This window comes from Pseudomonas sp. GZD-222, assembly GCF_049310525.1.
Classification (GTDB): Bacteria; Pseudomonadota; Gammaproteobacteria; order Pseudomonadales; family Pseudomonadaceae; genus Aquipseudomonas.
This window is the reverse complement of sequence record NZ_JBMOWO010000147.1, coordinates 11,950-30,387: the sequence shown is the minus strand read 5'-3', so window position 1 is coordinate 30,387 and position 18,438 is coordinate 11,950. Positions and strand designations below refer to the sequence as shown.

Annotated in this window: 18 protein-coding genes, 5 tRNA genes and 1 pseudogene; 13 read left to right on the top strand and 11 right to left on the bottom strand. The window is 58.0% G+C overall.

What is annotated here, in order from left to right:
- Positions 1–90: 90 nt before the first annotated feature.
- The 4 genes and pseudogenes from ACO6VD_RS26560 to ACO6VD_RS26545 all read left to right on the top strand — a co-directional run bounded on the left by ACO6VD_RS26560 (position 91) and on the right by ACO6VD_RS26545 (position 3,050).
- Positions 91–579: an Hcp family type VI secretion system effector gene (locus ACO6VD_RS26560; protein WP_422422814.1), complete on the top strand. Its 489-nt coding sequence runs from the start codon at positions 91–93 to the stop codon at positions 577–579.
- 9 nt (positions 580–588) lie between these two features.
- Positions 589–1,555: pseudogene (locus ACO6VD_RS26555) on the top strand (hypothetical protein).
- A gap of 640 nt (positions 1,556–2,195) precedes the next feature.
- Positions 2,196–2,570 (top strand): hypothetical protein, encoded by a 375-nt coding sequence (locus ACO6VD_RS26550; protein ID WP_422422813.1) that lies wholly within the window; start codon positions 2,196–2,198, stop codon positions 2,568–2,570.
- A 102-nt stretch (positions 2,571–2,672) separates the two neighbouring features.
- On the top strand, positions 2,673–3,050 hold the full coding sequence (locus tag ACO6VD_RS26545; RefSeq protein WP_422422812.1) for a hypothetical protein: 378 nt from the start codon (positions 2,673–2,675) through the stop codon (positions 3,048–3,050).
- Between the two features lie 675 nt (positions 3,051–3,725).
- Here the strand turns inward: ACO6VD_RS26545 and ACO6VD_RS26540 are convergent.
- Positions 3,726–3,801 (bottom strand) — tRNA-Thr (locus ACO6VD_RS26540).
- A 63-nt stretch (positions 3,802–3,864) separates the two neighbouring features.
- Complete coding sequence (locus tag ACO6VD_RS26535; RefSeq protein ID WP_422422811.1) at positions 3,865–4,284, bottom strand: pilin; 420 nt, start codon at positions 4,282–4,284, stop codon at positions 3,865–3,867.
- 220 nt (positions 4,285–4,504) lie between these two features.
- Between ACO6VD_RS26535 and ACO6VD_RS26530 the strand changes: the two genes are divergently transcribed.
- The 4 genes from ACO6VD_RS26530 to yacG are packed head-to-tail and all read left to right on the top strand — an operon-like array spanning position 4,505 to position 7,411.
- A complete protein-coding gene (locus ACO6VD_RS26530) occupies positions 4,505–5,713 on the top strand; it encodes a type II secretion system F family protein (RefSeq protein WP_422422810.1) in 1,209 nt (402 codons plus the stop codon).
- A 2-nt stretch (positions 5,714–5,715) separates the two neighbouring features.
- Complete coding sequence (locus ACO6VD_RS26525; RefSeq protein WP_422422809.1) at positions 5,716–6,585, top strand: prepilin peptidase; 870 nt, start codon at positions 5,716–5,718, stop codon at positions 6,583–6,585.
- Positions 6,585–7,208, top strand: a complete 624-nt coding sequence (gene coaE / locus ACO6VD_RS26520; RefSeq protein WP_422422808.1) for a dephospho-CoA kinase — start codon at positions 6,585–6,587, stop codon at positions 7,206–7,208. Before ACO6VD_RS26525 ends, coaE begins: the two co-directional genes overlap by 1 nt.
- Positions 7,205–7,411, top strand: a complete 207-nt coding sequence (yacG, locus tag ACO6VD_RS26515) for a DNA gyrase inhibitor YacG (RefSeq protein ID WP_038606928.1) — start codon at positions 7,205–7,207, stop codon at positions 7,409–7,411. Before coaE ends, yacG begins: the two co-directional genes overlap by 4 nt.
- 3 nt (positions 7,412–7,414) lie before the next feature.
- On the opposite strand, the gene ACO6VD_RS26510 is transcribed toward yacG, so the two are convergent.
- Positions 7,415–8,104: an energy-coupling factor ABC transporter permease gene (locus ACO6VD_RS26510; protein ID WP_400169833.1), complete on the bottom strand. Its 690-nt coding sequence runs from the start codon at positions 8,102–8,104 to the stop codon at positions 7,415–7,417.
- Between the two features lie 126 nt (positions 8,105–8,230).
- Here ACO6VD_RS26510 and ACO6VD_RS26505 point away from each other — a divergent pair, with 126 nt between their 5' ends.
- The 4 genes from ACO6VD_RS26505 to ACO6VD_RS26490 all read left to right on the top strand — a co-directional run bounded on the left by ACO6VD_RS26505 (position 8,231) and on the right by ACO6VD_RS26490 (position 11,333).
- A complete protein-coding gene (locus ACO6VD_RS26505; protein WP_422422807.1) occupies positions 8,231–8,893 on the top strand; it encodes a hypothetical protein in 663 nt (220 codons plus the stop codon).
- 88 nt (positions 8,894–8,981) lie between these two features.
- Positions 8,982–9,611 carry a DUF1780 domain-containing protein gene (locus ACO6VD_RS26500; RefSeq protein ID WP_038606917.1) on the top strand — a complete coding sequence of 210 codons (630 nt, stop codon included), beginning with the start codon at positions 8,982–8,984 and terminating at the stop codon, positions 9,609–9,611.
- 168 nt (positions 9,612–9,779) lie between these two features.
- On the top strand, positions 9,780–9,953 hold the full coding sequence (locus ACO6VD_RS26495; protein ID WP_036989987.1) for a DUF3094 family protein: 174 nt from the start codon (positions 9,780–9,782) through the stop codon (positions 9,951–9,953).
- 84 nt (positions 9,954–10,037) lie between these two features.
- Positions 10,038–11,333 (top strand): NAD(P)/FAD-dependent oxidoreductase, encoded by a 1,296-nt coding sequence (locus tag ACO6VD_RS26490; protein WP_400169830.1) that lies wholly within the window; start codon positions 10,038–10,040, stop codon positions 11,331–11,333.
- A 192-nt stretch (positions 11,334–11,525) separates the two neighbouring features.
- On the opposite strand, the gene ACO6VD_RS26485 is transcribed toward ACO6VD_RS26490, so the two are convergent.
- The 8 genes from ACO6VD_RS26485 to rluD all read right to left on the bottom strand — a co-directional run bounded on the left by ACO6VD_RS26485 (position 11,526) and on the right by rluD (position 17,254).
- Positions 11,526–12,047, bottom strand: a complete 522-nt coding sequence (locus tag ACO6VD_RS26485; protein ID WP_422422806.1) for a dihydrofolate reductase family protein — start codon at positions 12,045–12,047, stop codon at positions 11,526–11,528.
- A gap of 104 nt (positions 12,048–12,151) precedes the next feature.
- Positions 12,152–12,228, bottom strand: a tRNA-Pro gene (locus ACO6VD_RS26480).
- Positions 12,229–12,326: 98 nt separating this feature from the next.
- Positions 12,327–12,402: transfer RNA gene (locus tag ACO6VD_RS26475), tRNA-Lys, on the bottom strand.
- A gap of 5 nt (positions 12,403–12,407) precedes the next feature.
- Positions 12,408–12,484, bottom strand: a tRNA-Pro gene (locus ACO6VD_RS26470).
- 10 nt (positions 12,485–12,494) lie between these two features.
- Positions 12,495–12,570 (bottom strand) — tRNA-Asn (locus tag ACO6VD_RS26465).
- A 295-nt stretch (positions 12,571–12,865) separates the two neighbouring features.
- Positions 12,866–15,430: an ATP-dependent chaperone ClpB gene (clpB, locus tag ACO6VD_RS26460; protein WP_422422805.1), complete on the bottom strand. Its 2,565-nt coding sequence runs from the start codon at positions 15,428–15,430 to the stop codon at positions 12,866–12,868.
- 124 nt (positions 15,431–15,554) lie between these two features.
- The gene (pgeF, locus tag ACO6VD_RS26455; protein WP_422422804.1) at positions 15,555–16,295 is read right to left on the bottom strand and encodes a peptidoglycan editing factor PgeF; all 741 of its coding nucleotides are present in this window, start codon (positions 16,293–16,295) and stop codon (positions 15,555–15,557) included.
- Positions 16,292–17,254 (bottom strand): 23S rRNA pseudouridine(1911/1915/1917) synthase RluD, encoded by a 963-nt coding sequence (gene rluD, locus ACO6VD_RS26450; RefSeq protein ID WP_400173209.1) that lies wholly within the window; start codon positions 17,252–17,254, stop codon positions 16,292–16,294. Before rluD ends, pgeF begins: the two co-directional genes overlap by 4 nt.
- Positions 17,255–17,404: 150 nt before the next feature.
- Here rluD and ACO6VD_RS26445 point away from each other — a divergent pair, with 150 nt between their 5' ends.
- Positions 17,405–18,421 (top strand): outer membrane protein assembly factor BamD, encoded by a 1,017-nt coding sequence (locus ACO6VD_RS26445; protein ID WP_400173208.1) that lies wholly within the window; start codon positions 17,405–17,407, stop codon positions 18,419–18,421.
- The last annotated feature ends 17 nt before the right edge of the window (positions 18,422–18,438 follow it).

Here is an 18,438-nt window from a genome sequence, read left to right as displayed (position 1 = left end):
CTTTCGTGGCCTTTCAACCATTGAAGTGATTCCAATGGAGTTCTAGTCTCGCCCGGTGACTGTCAATTTCAATGACCAAGGAGAGGCCACATGGCATTTGACGCATTTATAAAAATTGAAGGTATCCCAGGCGAGGCTTTGGATGAGAAATACCGTGATTGGATCGAAATCACGGGCTACAGTTTTGGTGCTCACCAGAGCACCTCGGCTACGGCCAGCTCCGCCGGCGGTGCCTCATCTGGGCGAACTACACTGAGGAATTTTACCTTCACAAAATGCCTAGACAGCGCCAGTTGCAAACTGATGGAGACCAGTTGTGCAGGCCAACACTTCAAAGAGGTGAAACTCGTACTGTGCCGGGCAGGCACAGAAAAAATTAAGTATTACGAAGTTGTTCTGGAAGAAGTAATCATCGCTGACTACGCCCAAAGCGCGAATTCCGGCGTACCCAATGAGATCGTGCAGCTCAATTACGGCCGCATAAAAACCACGTACACACAGCAGAAGCGCCGCGATGGCGCAGCTGGCGGTAACCTGACCGGAGGATGGGACCGAATCGGCAATAAGAGATATTCGTGAGGCAAGGACATGACCGAAGCTCGAGCGTTCATCAATTCCAGAACACAGACTTTTGATTCTCTTAAAGCGAATACTGTGCTTTTTGGAAATTCAAAGGCCAAATTCAATGTCCTCAATAACCATATCGCAAGCGGCATTGTCCTCGCGGGCGAGCTTGTCATTATTGGTGACTCCACTACTCCATCCTGTACTAGCCAGGAAGCCTACCTGATGGCCAAAGCCAGCGAGGTGCACACGGGCTTGTTGCTCAACGGCGTCGGGGCTGACGACTTTTTTCTAGAGAATTTCGAATTCTTGCAACAAGTTATCTCTTTCACATCTATTGGGATAGGCGCCACGAGTGATGGATGGGGCAAACATCTAGAAGCCATTAAAACTACGCTTCAGGAAATTGAAAGTCTTTATCGGGAGCACCTCGGCTCTGGCAAGTTGACAAACCGTGACGCCTTCTACGCAAAGCGAACAGTGCTGTTCATGGAGCTTGAAAAGCAGCTTGGCAACATAGCGTCATTCGGATCAGGACTACGCAATGAAGGCTCGATCAGAAGACTTCTCGGACTTTCAACGAATAGCTACCGGAGAAATTTCGGGATACGCTGACAAGGTGTCTGGCGTCGCAAACGCGGCCAAGTGGATTAGGAGAGGAACCTATATAGGGACTGCACTTGAAGTAGGGTCCACTGGACTCTCTATTCATAAAGCATGTACCGTAGGTCGCGAGGAGCAGTGTAAGAAAGCAAAGTATATAGAAGGAAGCTCGTTAGTAGGTAGTTTAGGTGGGGCGAGTATAGGTGGTTATGCCGGAGGCCTTGCGGCCACGGCAGGTTGTTCACTAATACTAGGTATTACAACGGGACCAGGTGCGCTGGTTTGTGGCGTAGTTGGTGGCGCCGCTGGAGGCTGGGCAGGAGGAGAGGGAGGAAAATGGGGTGGTGAGAAGTTCGGCGAAATTCTTTATGGCGAGGTAACAAAGTGACCAACATCCCAATAGGCTTAATTGCCGGGCTAATATTAATACCAATGATATTTACCTGTTTTGCCATCGCCTTCATTGCACACAAATACGTTGACACCATCGAAAAACACCTACCCAATTGTCCTTATATAAAAACCATTAGCAACACATATTCAAATGCAGGCCTACTCGGCAAGGTTATGCGCGGCGGGATCATTGGCACTCTATTATTGATGCCTACCATAAGCGCACAAAGAGGATTAGTTGATGCTCACGAAATAAAAAACCTCCCGAGAATCTATAAAAACCTCCTCATAGCCCCATTGATCACGGGCTCTGTATTACTTATTTTATTATTAATACTACGAGCCTCAGACTATTTTACAAAGATAAATTGAGAACCAACCCTACTAATTCACCCGAGTTTCTACGACACATATATGAGACTTAAAGATGCCTGCACCCTATTCCTAAACCTATTCTTGAATCGCGTAAGAACACAGAGACAATACAAGACGACCAATGCCAGATCGATTACGCAAATCACTATCTAGTAAAATTTAGCTCAAGAGTTATTGCTATGGGAGGGGCTGTCGGGGGAGCATTGGGGAGGGGAATCTGGAGAGTTCATGAGCGAGCTTCTGTATGGAAAAATTACTAGATGCCCCATATATCACTTGGCCTGACAACCTTGCTTATCGGCATCCCGATGATAGCCTTAGAAATCTGGCTAACTTATATGATCATCACTTACACTGATAAAGCTGAGTCTTACTTACCTACAAGTAAATTTGTAGGCAACAACATCTCCATGTGGTCCCATGCCGGCTTTATCGGAAAAACCATGCGTAACGGCTACCTCACACTGGTGTTGGCAATGCCAGAAATTTGCAGCCGAAGAGGAATATTGGAGATTACCGAAGCAAGACAGTTTCCGCGCCGACTAAAATTTATACTTTTAATCTCTTGGGGACTGTGCTTTATTTTCCTAGCAGCCGTCATGGTGGTAGGGGCCTACATTAGTTACCTTGAGTAAATAACCCCTGGAAATATTTTTCTATATTCTGGGGTTATTGGTGTTATCAGCGAATAGCCCAGGAGTGACTATGGGAGAATATCTTCATCGGAAAACGACACATTGGACAAAATACCACTTGGCCTGATTGGTCTCTTTATCGGCGTCCCCCTGATACTTACAGAAATATGGTTAATCTACATTATCCACGTCTACACTGAAAAAGCTGAGTCACACTTACCTAAAAGCACCTTTGTGGGTGACAACATTTCCATGTGGTCCCATGCCGGTTTTATAGGGAAAACCATGCGTAACGGCTACCTCACGCTGGTGTTGGCCATGCCAGAAATTTGTAGTCGAAGAGGAATCTTGGAGATTACCGAAGCAAGACAATTTCCACGTCGACTGAAGCTGATTCTTTTTATTTCTTGGGGGCTGTGCTTTGTATTTTTTGCGGCCATGATGGTGGTGGGATCCTACATTCGATACCTGAAATCATAAAAAATTGAGAAGACGAAAATTAGACATCAGTTCCTGTAAGTCTTGTGGTGTGGTTAGTGGTGCAGCTGACTGGACAGGAAGAGGAAAATAGGGCGGTGAGCGATTCGGTGAATTTCTTTATACCGAGGTGAAAAAGTGACAGAGTTCCCAATAGGCTTGATAGCCGGATTAATATTAGCACCGATGATAATTACGTGTTTCGCTATCGCCTTCATCGCACACAAATACATTGAAACCATTGAAGCGCACCTACCCAATTGCATTTATATAAAATCCATTAGCAGTACATACTCAAGCGCCGGCCTAATCGGCAAGGTCATGCGCGGCGGGATTATTGGCATTATACTATTGATGCCTGCATTAAGCGCGCGACGAGGTCTGGTTGATGCTAAAGAGATAAGTAAGCTTCCGAAGCTTTATAAAAAACTTCTAACAACCCCATTGATCACGGGCTCCGTATTGCTTTTTTGTTATTTGCGCTCCGGCTTTTTGACTACGATACAGAGAACAATTGAGAACCCACTTCGCCTTATCTAACCGAGCCCCCACAATCGTTTCCTTAAATCAAATAGATACACAGAGACAACACAAGACAACCAGAAACAACAAAGCCCGCGCTAGGCGGGCTTTGTGGTGCATTTCGCAGACAGTCATATACTTCTGGAAACCATTATCTGGTGCCGGAGACAGGAATCGAACCTGCGACCTTCGCGTTACGAGTGCGCTGCTCTACCGACTGAGCTACACCGGCGTGGCACCAACGCTACCACTGCCGGATCGCTTACGCAAATCACTGTTTAATAACAGCTATTGCTCACTTCACCGGGGCACTTTCAGCGGGCTTGCAGCCGGCTGGGGCGAGGTCTTCTTCGAGGGTGCTGGCGCACGTCCAGCCGGTGGCCGAGCGGGTCAGGGTGAGGGTTTTGCCCAGGGCGGTGGCCGGGGCGTCGACCAGGGTGCAGACGATGCTGCCCGCGCCGGTGGCAGCTGTGCCGGTGGCGGTGATGGTGCAATTGCCGGTGGTGGCCTGGCCGCCCAGGGCGGTGACGTCTTTGCCTTCGTTCATGCGCAAGTCGAACGGGGTTTTCAGGGCGGAAATTTCGACCAGGGCGGCAGTCGCTTTGGTCCGGACCTGGTGGTTGGTGTACATGGGCAAGGCGATGGTCGCCAGGATGCCGATGATCGCCACGACGATCATCAGTTCGATCAAGGTAATGCCGCGTTGTCCTTTCATGGACGTTCTCCCTCGCAAAATCGGTTCTGGTCAGCAGCGCTCAAGGGCAGGCCGCCAACAGGCGCGCCAGTAGGCCCGAATAGACACCTTTTGTCACCCTGTGCCGGTCATTTGCCAATGCCGGCTCGACTACTCTAGTGAGCGGCGGGCGCTCCTGCTCGCCGCACCGGGCCCGAAGCTGTTTCGGGGTTTGTGCAGGCCTCGCAGCAAGGATGTCGCGATGACCGGAAAAATCCATAGTTACAACTGGCAAGGCACCACGGCGCAAGGGGCGCAGGTCAGCGGTGAGAGCCGTGGGCGCAGCCCTACCCTGCTGCGCGCCGAGTTACGCAAACGCGGTATTCGCCCTATAAGGGTCGAGCGGGTACGGGCTGGACTGTGGCGCAAGCAGGGCACGCTGAACACTCGCGAGCTGAGCCAGTTCAGCCGTCAGCTGGCCAGTTTGATCTGCTCTGGCGTGGCGCTGTTGCAGGCGTTTGAGGTGATCGCTCAGAGCAGCAGCAATCCGGCACTGATCAATCTGCTGGGCGCGCTGAAAACCGATATCAGCGCCGGCAGCACGCTGGCGGATGCTTTGCGTCGACACCCTCGGTATTTCGATGGGCTGTACTGCAATCTGATTGCCGCCGGCGAACAGTCCGGCAGCCTGGAAAGCGTGCTTGAACAGGTCGCCAGCCTGCAGGAGCAACGCCAGGCCCTGCGCTCACGGCTGAAAAAGGCCATGACGTATCCACTGGTCGTGCTGCTGACCGGGCTCGGTGTCTCCAGCCTGTTGCTGCTGGAGGTGGTGCCGCAGTTTCAGACGATGTTCAGTGGTTTCGGTGCAGAGCTACCCGCTTTCACACGGCGAGTGATTGGTTTGTCCGACTGGTTGGGGCAGTACGTTGTCTGGTTGCTGCTGGGCGTGGCCGGCAGTGCCTGGGGCCTGTACCAGGGTTACCAGCGCCAGCCAGCGTTTCGCTTGTGGTGCCTGGGCCTGGCGCTGAAGCTGCCGGTTGTCGGTGAGCTGCTGAGCAATGCCGCCCTCGCCCGCTTTGCCCGCACGCTGTCCACTTCATTTGCCGCGGGTGTGCCGCTGGTGGAGGCGCTGGGGCCTGTGGCGGGCGCTTGTGGCAATCCGTTGTATGAGCAAGCGGTATTGCGCCTGCGCAAGGATCTGGCCAGCGGCCAGTCGTTGAGTCAGGCCATGGCCAGCAGCGGCTTGTTTCCGCGGCTGATGCAACAGATGTGCGCCATTGGCGAGACAGGCGGTACGCTGGACGATATGCTCGGCAGAGTCGCCAGCCATTATGAAAGCGCCATAGAACGCTTGCTCGATAACCTGGCCAGTTTGCTCGAACCTCTGATCGTGCTGATTCTCGGGCTGCTGGTAGGCAGTCTGGTGATCGCCATGTACCTGCCAATCTTTCAGTTGGGTAGTGTGATCTGAACATGGACCTGATGGATATGCTGGCCAGCCAGCCGCTATTTTACCTGGGCATTGCTCTGCTTCTGGGGTTGATCGTCGGCAGTTTTCTCAACGTGCTGGTGCACCGGCTGCCGGTCATGCTGCAACAGCAGTGGCAGGCTGAAGCACGCGAGGTGCTGGATCTGCCCAGTGAAGCCCCGCCTGAACGTTACGACCTGTTCCTGCCAGCCTCACAGTGTCCGCACTGCGGGCATCGCATTCGGACCTGGGAGAATATTCCGGTACTGAGTTACCTGCTACTGCGCGGGCGCTGCAGCAATTGCCGCACGGCCATCAGCGCCCGGTATCCACTGGTAGAGCTGGGCTGCGCGGCATTGACGGTGTTTGTCGCCTGGTATCTGGGTGCCAACACCGCGGCGCTGGCGCTGATGCTGCTCAGTTGGGGGCTGCTGGCTTTGAGCCTGATCGACATCGAGCACCGGCTATTGCCCGACAGCCTGGTGCTGCCGCTGTTGTGGCTGGGGCTTATCGTCAACGCATTCGAGCTGTTCGTGCCCTTGACCGATGCCCTGTGGGGGGCGGTCGCCGGCTATTTGAGCCTGTGGTCGGTGTTCTGGCTGTTCAAGCTCATCACCGGCAAAGAGGGCATGGGCTATGGCGACTTCAAGTTGCTGGCGCTGATCGGAGCCTGGGGCGGCTGGCAGATTCTGCCGCTGACGTTGCTGCTGTCGTCGGTGCTCGGTGCGGTGATCGGGCTGATTCTGCTGCGCGTTAACGGCCTCAAGGCCAGCACGCCAATCCCCTTTGGTCCCTATCTGGCCATCGCGGGCTGGATCGCACTGCTCTGGGGTGGTCAAATAACCACTTCTTACCTGATTTTTTCTGGAATGTGATGAACACCGCTGCTTTCACTCCCTGGATTCTCGGCCTCACCGGCGGCATCGGCAGTGGCAAGAGCGCAGCCGCCCAGCGCTTTGTCGAACTGGGTGTGCACCTGGTCGATGCCGATCAGGCCGCGCGCTGGGTGGTCGAGCCCGGGCGGCCGGCGCTGGCCAGTATCGTCGAGCGCTTCGGTGCGGGCGTGCTGCAGGAAGATGGCCAACTGAACCGGGCGGCCCTGCGCGAGCTGATTTTCTCCGATCCAGAACAGCGGCGCTGGCTGGAAGCCCTGCTGCATCCGTTGATCGGCCAGGAGATTTTCAGTTACCTGGCCAAGGCCGAGTCGCCTTACGCGGTGTTCGTTTCGCCACTGATGGTTGAATCGGGCCAGTATCAGCGCACCCAGCGCCTGCTGGTGATCGATGCCCCGCAGGAGTTGCAGGTGCAGCGCACGCTGCTGCGCGACCAGACCAGCCCGGAACAGGTGCAGGCCATTCTCAAGGCCCAGGCCAGCCGCGAAGAGCGCCTGCGCCACGCCCACGATGTACTGGTCAACGACCGCGACCTGGCCTGGCTGCATTCGGAGGTCGACCGCCTGCATCACTTTTATCTGACTTTGCGAGGAGGCCAAGCATGAGCCAACCGATGACCGTAGAATGCCCGACCTGTGGCGCCCCCGTTGAATGGAACGCTGCCAGCACGTTCCGGCCGTTCTGTTCCGACCGCTGCAAGCTGATCGACCTCGGTGCCTGGGCCGCTGAAGAACACAAGATCCCGGTCGCACCGGATGCTGAAGACGAACTGTTCTCCGGCGAGCTCGATCCACGCGCCCACCATTGATCCTCAGCGCCCGGAGTCGTCGTCCTTCCAGGGCGCCTGCAGGTAGCGGGTGCGGTTGAAGGTTTCCAGCCACTCCGGGCAAAACACTACCAGTGCGCTGACGATCATGCCGTTGATAAAGGCTTCGGGGAAAATGATCAGCCACAGGTAGCCGATAAAGTCTTCGATCCATTCCGGCATCACGAAGCGCCCGTCGAACCACAGCAAACCCAACCCAATCAGCAAGCACAGCAGTGCCGCCAGGGCTGCGGCGAAAAATCCCGAACAGAAGATATAAACGAACAGGTTTTTCGGCTGCGCGCGCTCGACGAGGATCGCGCAAACCTCAGTGACCAGCACCGGCAGGCCAATGAACAACAGGCCGTTGACGCCCATGGCCGCTAGGTCCTGGCGCCCCATCAGTATCAATCCGACCTGCGCCAGCAATCCGCCGACAATCGCCAGCGGCCAGTCCAGCAGCAAGGTGACCGCGGTCATGCCGATGAAGTGGTAAGACACCCCGTTATCGAAGTCGCGACGCACCAGCCACAACGCAAACAGGGCGAACACCGTGCCGAACAGCAGGTGCTGGCGGCGACTATCAGTGAACAACTCGACCCAGCGCGTACGCGCCACCGCCCATACCAGCAGCACGACATAGCCGACCCAGCCGAGGGTCAGGCTGTGGTCAGACAGCACTTGAGCATCAATCACGGCAGCACAGCCCTTCAGTCAAGACTTTGCTGGCAGTCTACACCTCAAGCTGTGAGCCACGCCGGGTTTGGCTTTCGGCTATGCTCAAACGCAAGCGACCCTGGCGCTCCCGGAATGGAGTGAGTCATGCCCAAGCATTTCATTACGGCCCTTTTTGTTCCTGTACTGGCGATGCTACTGGGCCTGTTGCTGCCCACCTCGGCTGCGATGTCTGAAACCTTATGCAAGGTTCAAGGAGTCAGTGCCAGCGACAAGACGACCTTCTGGTTCGACACGCGCTCACCCTGTGCTTACTCCGGCATCCAGGTTCAGCAGGGCCGCAGCTACCAGGTGAAAATGCAAGTGCCCGATCAGTGGCGCTGGAGTGACAAGCAGATTCCAGCCAACCCGGGCGGCTTCGAATGCCCGCTGGCGTTTCCCACTTCGTGGCTGATGGCAGTTTCAGCTTCTGTACGTCGGCACCCGGACCAACCCTGGTTCCAAACCATGGTGCGCGTGGGTACCAGCGGCGATGACAGTTACGCGTTGCCCATCAAGCCGACCGATACCTTGCCAGCCGAGCACTGCGAGAACGTGCAGATCAAGGAGTGGCCCAACGCCTGGCGCTGCCCTCCTGACGCGGTTGCCGTCGAAGGCGGCCGGATCTTCAACAGCAGCTTTACCGCTCACGCAGACGGCCCGTTGTTCTTCTACGTGAACGACGTAGGGGGCGGCTCGGTTCTGGGCAATCTCCTCTACCGCAACAATCAGGGCTGTGCGCGTGTCACGGTGACCGAGTCAGTGCAGTAGTGGCGGTGCAGCGCCCTGGCGCGCTGTAACCCACGCTTGGTGAACGACTTTATTTCTGTAGACACAATTGAACGCTAAGCTTGTCCCCATGGACGACTCAGACTACTTGCGCCTGCTCACTATTCAGGCCGAACAAGCCAATGCGTTTCTTTCCAATGCCCGTAAATGGGAACGTGAGCGTTGGGTCTGCCAGCGCCTGCTGCAAGGCTTGAACATTCCTTACCGCAGCGAGGATTTCACCCCCGCCGGCCAAGAGCCGCCTGATGTTTTGTTTCGTGACGCTGCCTTCGAGGTGTTTTTCGTCCTCGATGAAGGCCGTCGGCTCAATGACGAATGGCGCGAGGAACTGCAACGGCGGCGCAGTGCCTTTTCCCTCAGCCAGTTGGTACGGCGCGAAGCGCGGCCGCGGCGGATCAGTGCCCAGGAGCTGCTGCAGCGCCTGGCCCCGACCTTGCGCAAGAAGTCGCACAACTATCAGGAGCGCGGGCTCGACCTGAGCGAGCTGGATATCATCGCCTTCGCCAGCCTCAAGCGCGAAGTGCTCGACCTCAACAGCCATTTCCCGCCGCCCACCGAGTACCTGCGCCAGGGTTGGCGTTCGCTGTCACTGGTCGGGCCGACCTTCGCCCGCGTGCTGTTCGCTCACCCGGACGCCCCGGATTTTCTGCGCGGCAACCTCGGCCGCAGCATTGTTTTCGATGTCGGCATCAGCCTTTGAGCTGGCCCCCTGCCAACGCGTAATGGCATAAATTGCGCGGCGGTGATACAAAGCGCAATCATTCGTCATAGCGACGGCTGCGTGACTGCACCCTGGGCCCTGCTCAAACAACTACAGTGAACCCTGTAGCTTCTTTTCAGTCACAAGCGTCTACCTGACGAGGCCCTCATGACCAGCCGCCTGAATCCCGAAGACCAACGTCGTGTCGATCAATACCTGCAAGCCCCCCAGCATCAAGTCGAGCGCAAGCCTTTCCGGCCGTGGCTGCTCCTTTGCATGGTGGTGCTGGTGACCATTGGCCTCGGTCTGTTGAGCCGCCTCCTGAGTAACCTGGTGCTATGAGCTGCCTTGCGCTCGCCCGAACCGCCCGCCCTGAGCGGCCGATTACTCATGACCCGAATTCCGTAAACCTTATGAGATATCTCCATGACTCACCGTATTGTGATTGTCGGCGGCGGCGCCGGCGGCCTGGAACTGGCGACCCGCCTGGGTAAAACCCTGGGCAAGAAGGGCAGCGCCAGCATCACCCTGGTCGACGCCAACCTGACGCACATCTGGAAGCCATTGCTGCACGAAGTTGCCGCCGGCTCGCTGAACTCCTCGGAAGACGAACTGAACTACGTGGCCCAGGCCAAGTGGAATCACTTCCAGTTCCAGCTCGGGCGCATGAGTGGCCTGGACCGCGAGAGCAAGCAGATCCAGCTGGCCGCGACCCTCGATGAAGAGGGCCGTGAGCTTGTGCCTGCGCGCACCCTGGGGTACGACACCCTAGTTGTCGCCGTCGGCAGCAACACCAACGACTTCGGCACGCTTGGCGCCGCGCAGAACTGCCTGTTCCTCGATACCCGCAAGCAAGCCGAGCGTTTTCACCAGCAACTGCTCAACCATTACCTGCGCGCCCATGCCGGCGATCAGGCCAGCGAAACCATCAGCGTGGCGATTGTCGGTGCCGGTGCTACCGGTGTAGAGCTGGCCGCCGAGCTGCACCACGCGGCGCACGAACTGGCCGCCTATGGCCTGGACCGTATCCAGCCCAAGGACATGCACATCACCCTGATCGAAGCAGGTCCGCGGGTACTGCCGGCACTGCCGGAACGCATCAGCGTACCGGTGCACCAGACCCTGGAAAAACTCGGTGTCACCGTGATGACCAATGCCTCGGTCAGTGAAGTGACGGCCACCGAGCTTAAAACCAGCAATGGCGATGTAATTCCGGCCAGCCTCAAAGTCTGGGCAGCGGGCATCCGCGCGCCTGGCTTCCTCAAGGACATTGACGGTCTGGAAACCAACCGGATCAACCAGCTGGTGGTTCGCCCTACCCTGCAAACCACACTGGACGACGACATTTTTGCCTTTGGCGATTGCGCTGCCTGCCCTCAGCCGGGTAGCGACCGCAATGTGCCGCCACGGGCTCAGGCCGCTCACCAGCAGGCGTCAATGCTGGCCAAATCGTTGAAGGCGCGCCTGGAAGGCAAGCCGTTGCCGACTTACGCCTACCGCGACTACGGCTCGCTGGTATCGCTGTCGCGCTTCTCGGCGGTGGGTAACCTGATGGGTAATCTGACCGGCAGCGTCATGCTTGAAGGCTGGTTGGCGCGGATGTTCTACGTGTCGCTGTACCGCATGCACCAGATGGCGCTGTATGGCACGTTCCGTACGCTGATGCTGATGTTGGGAAGCCGCATTGGCCGTGGCACCGAACCGCGCCTGAAGCTGCACTGATACCGGGCTGGGGGGGGGGGGGGGGGGGGGGGGGGGGGGGGGGGGGGGGGGGGGGGGGGGGGGGGGGGGGGGGGGGGGGGGGGGGGGGGGGGGGGGGGGGGGGCGAGGGGCTTGCCCCGCGATTGTGATTTGACTGACACACCGCAATCGCGGGGCAAGCCCGCTCCCACAGGCAAACAGTTGCTCCCACCGTTACTTGAGCACCCGATAGGTACTCTGCACAAAGCCATTCTCGAATGTGGTGCTGCGCACATGCTGCAGCTTTACATCCGCCGCCAACGCCCCGAACAGGGGAATGCCCTTGCCGAGCAATACCGGTATGCGGGTAATCGTCAGTTCATCCACCCGCCCTTCGCGCAAGAAGCTCTGCACCACCTGACCACCGTCGAGGTACAGGCTCTTGGCGCCTGTGGCGCGCAAATGCTCAAGCAGGTCGGCAATCGGCCCGGGATGCACTTCGACGCCATCCGCCTGGCCCAGGGTGCTGCTCAGCACCACAACGCGTTTGTGCGGATACGGCCAGTCGCCAAAGGTCAGGACTTTCTCGTAGGTGTTGCGCCCCATGACCAGGGTATCGACTGTCGCCATGTAGGCGGCGTAGCCATGGTCGTCGCTGGAGGTGGTAGCAACCATCAACCAGTCCAGCTCACCGCTTTCACGGGCAATGAACCCATCGAGGCTGGTGGCGATGAACACGGAGGCTTTGAGGGTCATTGGGCAGCTCCCTTGCAGAATGTAGCCAGATAGTAACAGGCAACATTCAGGGCTGCAGAAACGAAAAAAGGGCACCTTTTGCAAGGTGCCCTTTTCTCTGAATATGGTCGGGGTAAGGGGATTCGAACTCCTGACATCCTGCTCCCAAAGCAGGCGCGCTACCGGACTGCGCTATACCCCGGTAAAAAAAAGGCACCAATTAAGGCGCCTTTTTTACGGCTGGATGCTAATGGCATTCCAACCTTTTAAGATTTGAACCCAGCGTACCGGATTCAAAAATGGTGGGTCGTGTAGGATTCGAACCTACGACCAATTGGTTAAAAGCCAACTGCTCTACCAACTGAGCTAACGACCCAAAAATGGTCGGGGTAAGGGGATTCGAACTCCTGACATCCTGCTCCCAAAGCAGGCGCGCTACCGGACTGCGCTATACCCCGGTTTGAAATTTGGCTCCGCGACCAGGACTCGAACCTGGGACCCAATGATTAACAGTCATTTGCTCTACCGACTGAGCTATCGCGGAACTATCAATTTCAATTACTGCAATTTCGAAAACTGTATCACTACCGCTTCGAACTCTTCGACCTTGTGCATCACTGCGTTCATGTCTCTGAGGCGCGCTATTCTACAACCTTCAAAACCCTTGTCAACCCTTAATTTGCATTCAACTTACTGATTTGCAACTTTTTTTCAGATTCCCGATTTTGCTGGAAACCTGCGGGGTGACATACAGCGGGGCGCACTTTACAAGCACTCGAGAAAAAATGCAAAGAAAAAAGGCCTCGAAATTCGAGGCCTTAGCGTAACCGCCGGAAAAATCAGGCGAAGACGATTTCTTCGCCCTCCACCTTGGCGGTAATCCCGGTGCCAGGCAGGAACTTGCCGGACAGGATCAACTGCGCCAGAGGGTTCTCGATCCAGCGCTGAATGGCCCGTTTCAATGGCCGTGCGCCGTAGACCGGGTCGTAACCGACGGAGATCAGTTTATCCAGCGCTTCGTCGCTCAGCTCCAGGCTCAGGTCGCGCTCAGCCAGACGGCTGCGCAGGCGGCCCAACTGGATCTGGGTGATGCCAGCGATCTGATCACGGCCCAGAGGCTCGAACACCACCACTTCGTCGATACGGTTGATGAACTCGGGGCGGAAGTGCGAACCCACCGCGTCCATCACCGCAGCCCGTTGCGCCTCGCGATCACCTACCAGCTCCTGAATCTGCGCCGAGCCCAGGTTGGAGGTCATCACGATCACGGTATTGCGGAAATCCACCGTACGTCCGTGGCTGTCCGTCAGGCGACCGTCTTCAAGTACCTGCAGCAATACGTTGAACACATCCGGGTGCGCCTTCTCGACTTCGTCGAGCAGCACCACGGCATAAGGCTTACGCCGTACCGCTTCGGTCAGGTAGCCGCCCTCTTCGTAACCGACGTAGCCAGGTGGAGCACCGATCAACCGCGCCACGGAATGTTTCTCCATGAACTCGGACATGTCGATGCGCACCATCGCCTCTTCGGTATCGAACAGGAACTCGGCCAGGGCCTTGCACAGCTCGGTTTTACCGACACCAGTCGGGCCGAGGAACAGGAACGAACCACTTGGCCGGTTCGGGTCGGACAAGCCGGCACGCGAACGACGCACGGCGTTGGAAACAGCAACTACAGCCTCTTCCTGACCGATCACACGCTGGTGCAGCAGACTTTCCATCTTCAGCAGTTTTTCCCGCTCGCCTTCAAGCATCTTGGCCACCGGAATACCGGTCCACTTGGAGACGACCTCGGCGATTTCCTCTTCAGTCACTTTGTTACGCAACAACTGGTTCTCGGCCTTGCCGTGCTGGTCGACCATCTGCAGGCTGCGCTCCAGGTCCGGGATCACCCCGTACTGCAGCTCGGCCATGCGGCTGAGGTCGCCTTTACGCCGTGCGCTTTCCAGCTCCTGGCGCGACTGTTCGATTTTCTGCTGGATCTGCGCAGAGCCCTGCACTTCGGCTTTTTCCGAGGTCCAGATTTCTTCCAGGTCAGCGTACTCACGCTCCAGCCGGGCAATCTCTTCGGTCAGTTTTTCCAGACGCTTGATTGCGGCCTCGTCTTCTTCTTTCTTCAGCGCCTGGGATTCAACTTTCAGCTGAATCAGGCGGCGCTCCAGGCGATCGAGCACTTCGGGCTTGGAGTCAATCTCCATACGAATGCGGCTGGCTGCTTCGTCGACCAGGTCGATAGCCTTGTCCGGCAACTGCCGGTCAGTAATGTAACGATAGCTGAGCTTGGCCGCGGCAATGATCGCGCCGTCGGTAATCGCCACCTTGTGGTGAACCTCATAACGCTCTTTGAGGCCACGCAGGATGGCGATGGTGTCTTCCTCGCTCGGCTCCTCTACCAGCACTTTCTGGAAGCGCCGCTCAAGGGCTGCGTCTTTCTCGATGTACTGGCGGTACTCGTTCAGGGTCGTGGCACCCACGCAGTGCAGCTCACCGCGGGCCAGGGCCGGCTTGAGCATGTTGCCGGCGTCCATGGAGCCTTCGCCTTTACCGGCGCCGACCATGGTGTGCAGTTCGTCGATGAACAGAATGATCTGCCCTTCTTGCTTGGACAGCTCATTGAGCAAGCCTTTGAGGCGCTCTTCAAACTCACCGCGGAACTTGGCACCGGCAATCAGCGCGCCCATATCCAGCGACAGCAGACGCTTGCCTTTGAGGCCGTCCGGCACTTCGCCGTTGATGATGCGCTGGGCCAGGCCTTCGGCGATGGCGGTTTTACCCACGCCAGGCTCACCGATCAGCACCGGGTTGTTTTTGGTCCGGCGTTGCAGCACTTGAATGGTGCGGCGGATTTCGTCGTCACGGCCGATCACCGGATCGAGCTTGCCGTCTTCGGCACGCTTGGTCAGGTCGACGGTGTACTTGTCCAATGCCTGACGCGACTCCTCAGCATTGGGGTCGTTGACCGCCTCACCGCCACGCAGGTTGCTGATGGCGTTTTCCAGGGCTTTCTTGGTCACGCCCTGGCTCAGCAGCAACTTGCCGAGCTTGCTGTTCTCGTCCATGGCGGCGAGCAGCACCAGTTCGCTGGAGATGAACTGGTCGCCCTTTTGCTGGGCCAGGCGATCAGCCTGGTTGAGCAGACGTGCCAGGTCCTGCGACATGTTGACGTCGCCGGTCGGGTTCTGGATTTTCGGCAGCTGGTCGAGCTCGTTACTCAACGCCTTGCGCAGGCTGTTGACGTCGAAGCCCACCTGCATCAGCAGCGGCTTGATCGAACCACCTTGCTGATCGATCAGGGCTTGCAACAGGTGCGCAGGCTCGATGGCGGGATGATCCATACCAACGGCCAGGGATTGAGAGTCGGATAACGCCAGCTGTAATTTGCTGGTCAAACGGTCTATTCGCATAAGTTACCTTCCTTTATGGGCAGGCCGGAGCGATGGACACACCTGATGAAGATAAACCTGCCAGAGATACCCCATTAGATAAGGGTGATTCTGGAGGATTCAAGCTTAGGGGGGTTGATTCAGGTCAGCGCGGGGCAAGCCAGATCAATGAGGCGAAGCGTCCGCCTTGCGGGGTACGCCGATAAGAATAGAAGCGCGGGTCGCTGACGGTGCACAAACCGCCACCATACACTGCGTTTACGCCACGGGCAGCCAGGCGCAGGCGAGCCAGGGTATAGATGTCGGCCATGAGTTTGTCCGGGCGGGCACCGGGCACAAAGGCCTGAGCAGTTTCCGGATGAACGGTCGTGAAGGCGTCGCGCACTTCCAGACCTACTTCAAAGGCTTGCGGGCCAATCGCCGGGCCCAGCCACACCAGCACCTCTTCCGGCGGCAGGTCCAGACGGTCGAGGGTGGCCTCGATCACGCCATTGGCCAGACCACGCCAGCCGGCATGGGCTGCGGCAACCCGGGTACCAGCGCGGTCGCAGAACAGCAACGGCAGGCAATCTGCAGTCATCACCGTGCAGGCAATGCCTGGCGTAGCGGTCCAGCTGGCGTCGGCCTCGGCAATTACGCCAGGGTCGGCATCCGCCACGACAACGCCATGCACCTGCTTGAGCCAGGCCGGCTGGATACCGAACTCGGCGGTCAGCCGTCGACGGTTCTCGGCCACCGCATCAGGCGCATCGCCGACATGGTCACCAAGGTTGAAGCTCTCATAAGGTGGCAGGCTGACGCCGCCAGCCCGAGTGGTGACGCACGCGCGAACCCCAACTGGCGCAGGCCAGTCCGGGATCAGCAGGTCGTGCGCCAGCTCGGTCATCCGACGAACGCCTCGCGGTCCTGCTTGAGCAGCGACAGCAACCAGACGAAATCATCCGGCAGCGCCGATTCCCAGCCCATGCGCTCGCCGGTTGCCGGGTGATCCAGCTCCAGGAAACGCGCGTGCAAGGCCTGACGCGGGAAGGTCTTGAGGGCCTCGACCATGGTGATGCTGGCCGCTGGCGGGATGCGGAAACGACCGCCGTAGACCGGATCGCCGACCAACGGGAAGTTGACGTGGGCCATGTGCACACGAATCTGGTGGGTACGCCCGGTTTCCAGCTTGACCCGTACATGGGTATGGGAACGGAAGCGCTCCAGCACACGGTAGTGGCTGACAGCCGGCTTGCCGCCTTCAGTCACCGCCATGCGCTGGCGTTGTCCGCCGTGGCGACCGATCGGGGCGTTGATCTTGCCGCCAGCGGTGACCACACCGATTACGATGCATTCATAGATGCGGCTGACACTGCGGCTTTGCAACTGTGCAACCAGTTGTGTCTGCGCCTGGATGGTCTTGGCCACCACCATCAGACCCGTGGTGTCTTTGTCCAGGCGGTGGACGATGCCGGCACGCGGCACATTGATGATGTCCGGCACGTGGTGCAGCAGGGCGTTGAGCAGGGTGCCATCGGCGTGGCCGGCAGCCGGGTGGACCACCAGCCCGGCGGGCTTGTTGATCACCAGGATGTGGTCGTCTTCATAGACGATGTCCAGCTCGATGTCCTGGGCCACCCACTCGCCCTGGGCTTCCTGTTCGGCCTCAAGGGCCAGCAGCGCACCGCCATAGACGATATCGCGCGGACGCAGGACGGCGCCATCGACCGTCAGGCGCCCCTCCTTGATCCAGGTGGAAAGGCGCGAGCGCGAGTGCTCAGCGAACAATTGGGCGGCGACTTGGTCGAGGCGTTGCCCGCCCAATTCGGACGGCACCTCTGCGCTAAGTTGAATGATCTCGGACATGCTCGAATCAGCGGGCGGCACAGCCTTTGGTTTCGACTGCGCGCTTGTGGTTAAATACGACGTCTTTTGCCCCGGGAACTGCATCGGGGTGCTCATCATAACAGGACGGCCACGCCCAAGACAGCGGCCGTCATAGGGACGCAAGCCGCCATGCAAGTGAAACACCTGCTGCTGATCGCCATCCTCGGACTGACCGCTGCTTGTTCTTCGAAGGAAGTCGTCGACGAAAACCTGAGCGAAGCCGAGCTGTACCAGCAGGCGCAGGCCGATCTGGACAACCACAGCTACACCAGCGCCACGAGCAAGCTCAAGGCTCTGGAATCGCGCTATCCGTTCGGTCGCTATGCTGATCAGGCCCAGCTCGAGCTGATCTACGCGAACTACAAGAACGCTGAGCCTGAAGCCGCCAAGTCGGCTGCCGAGCGTTTCATTCGCTTGCACCCTCAGCACCCGAACGTCGATTACGCCTACTACCTCAAGGGCCTGACCTCCTTCGATCAGGACCGAGGCCTGCTGGCGCGCTTCCTGCCGCTGGACATGACCAAGCGTGACCCGGGCGCCGCCCGCGACTCGTACAACGAGTTCGCCCAGCTGACCAGCCGCTTCCCCAACAGCCGTTACTCGCCAGACGCCAAGCAGCGCATGATCTACCTGCGCAACCTGCTGGCCTCCTACGAGATCCACGTGGCCGACTACTACCTGACCCGTCAGGCCTATGTCGCTGCTGCCAACCGTGGTCGCTACGTAGTCGAGAACTTCCAGGAAACCCCATCGGTCGGCGACGGCCTGGCGGTGATGACCGAAGCCTATATGCGTCTGCACCTGGACGAACTGGCCGCCACCAGCCTGGAAACCCTCAAGCTCAACTACCCGGATCACCCGAGCCTGGTCGATGGCAACTTCGAGCCCAAGCAGGATGAAGCCGACAACCGCTCCTGGCTGTCCAAGGCCACCTTGGGCCTGATCGAGACCGAAACGCCGCTGCCGCCAGGCGAAACCCGCGCCAACCAGGACGTGATCAAGCAGTACGAAGACGCCAAGGAAGCGATTCCGGCCGAACTGCTGCCAGAAAACAGCGACGCCGTCGAAGAAGAACAGCACGAAGCGGAAGGCAACAACGACGACCGCTCCTGGTTCAGCTACATGACCTTTGGCGTGTTCGACTGATCGATCATGCAACAGAT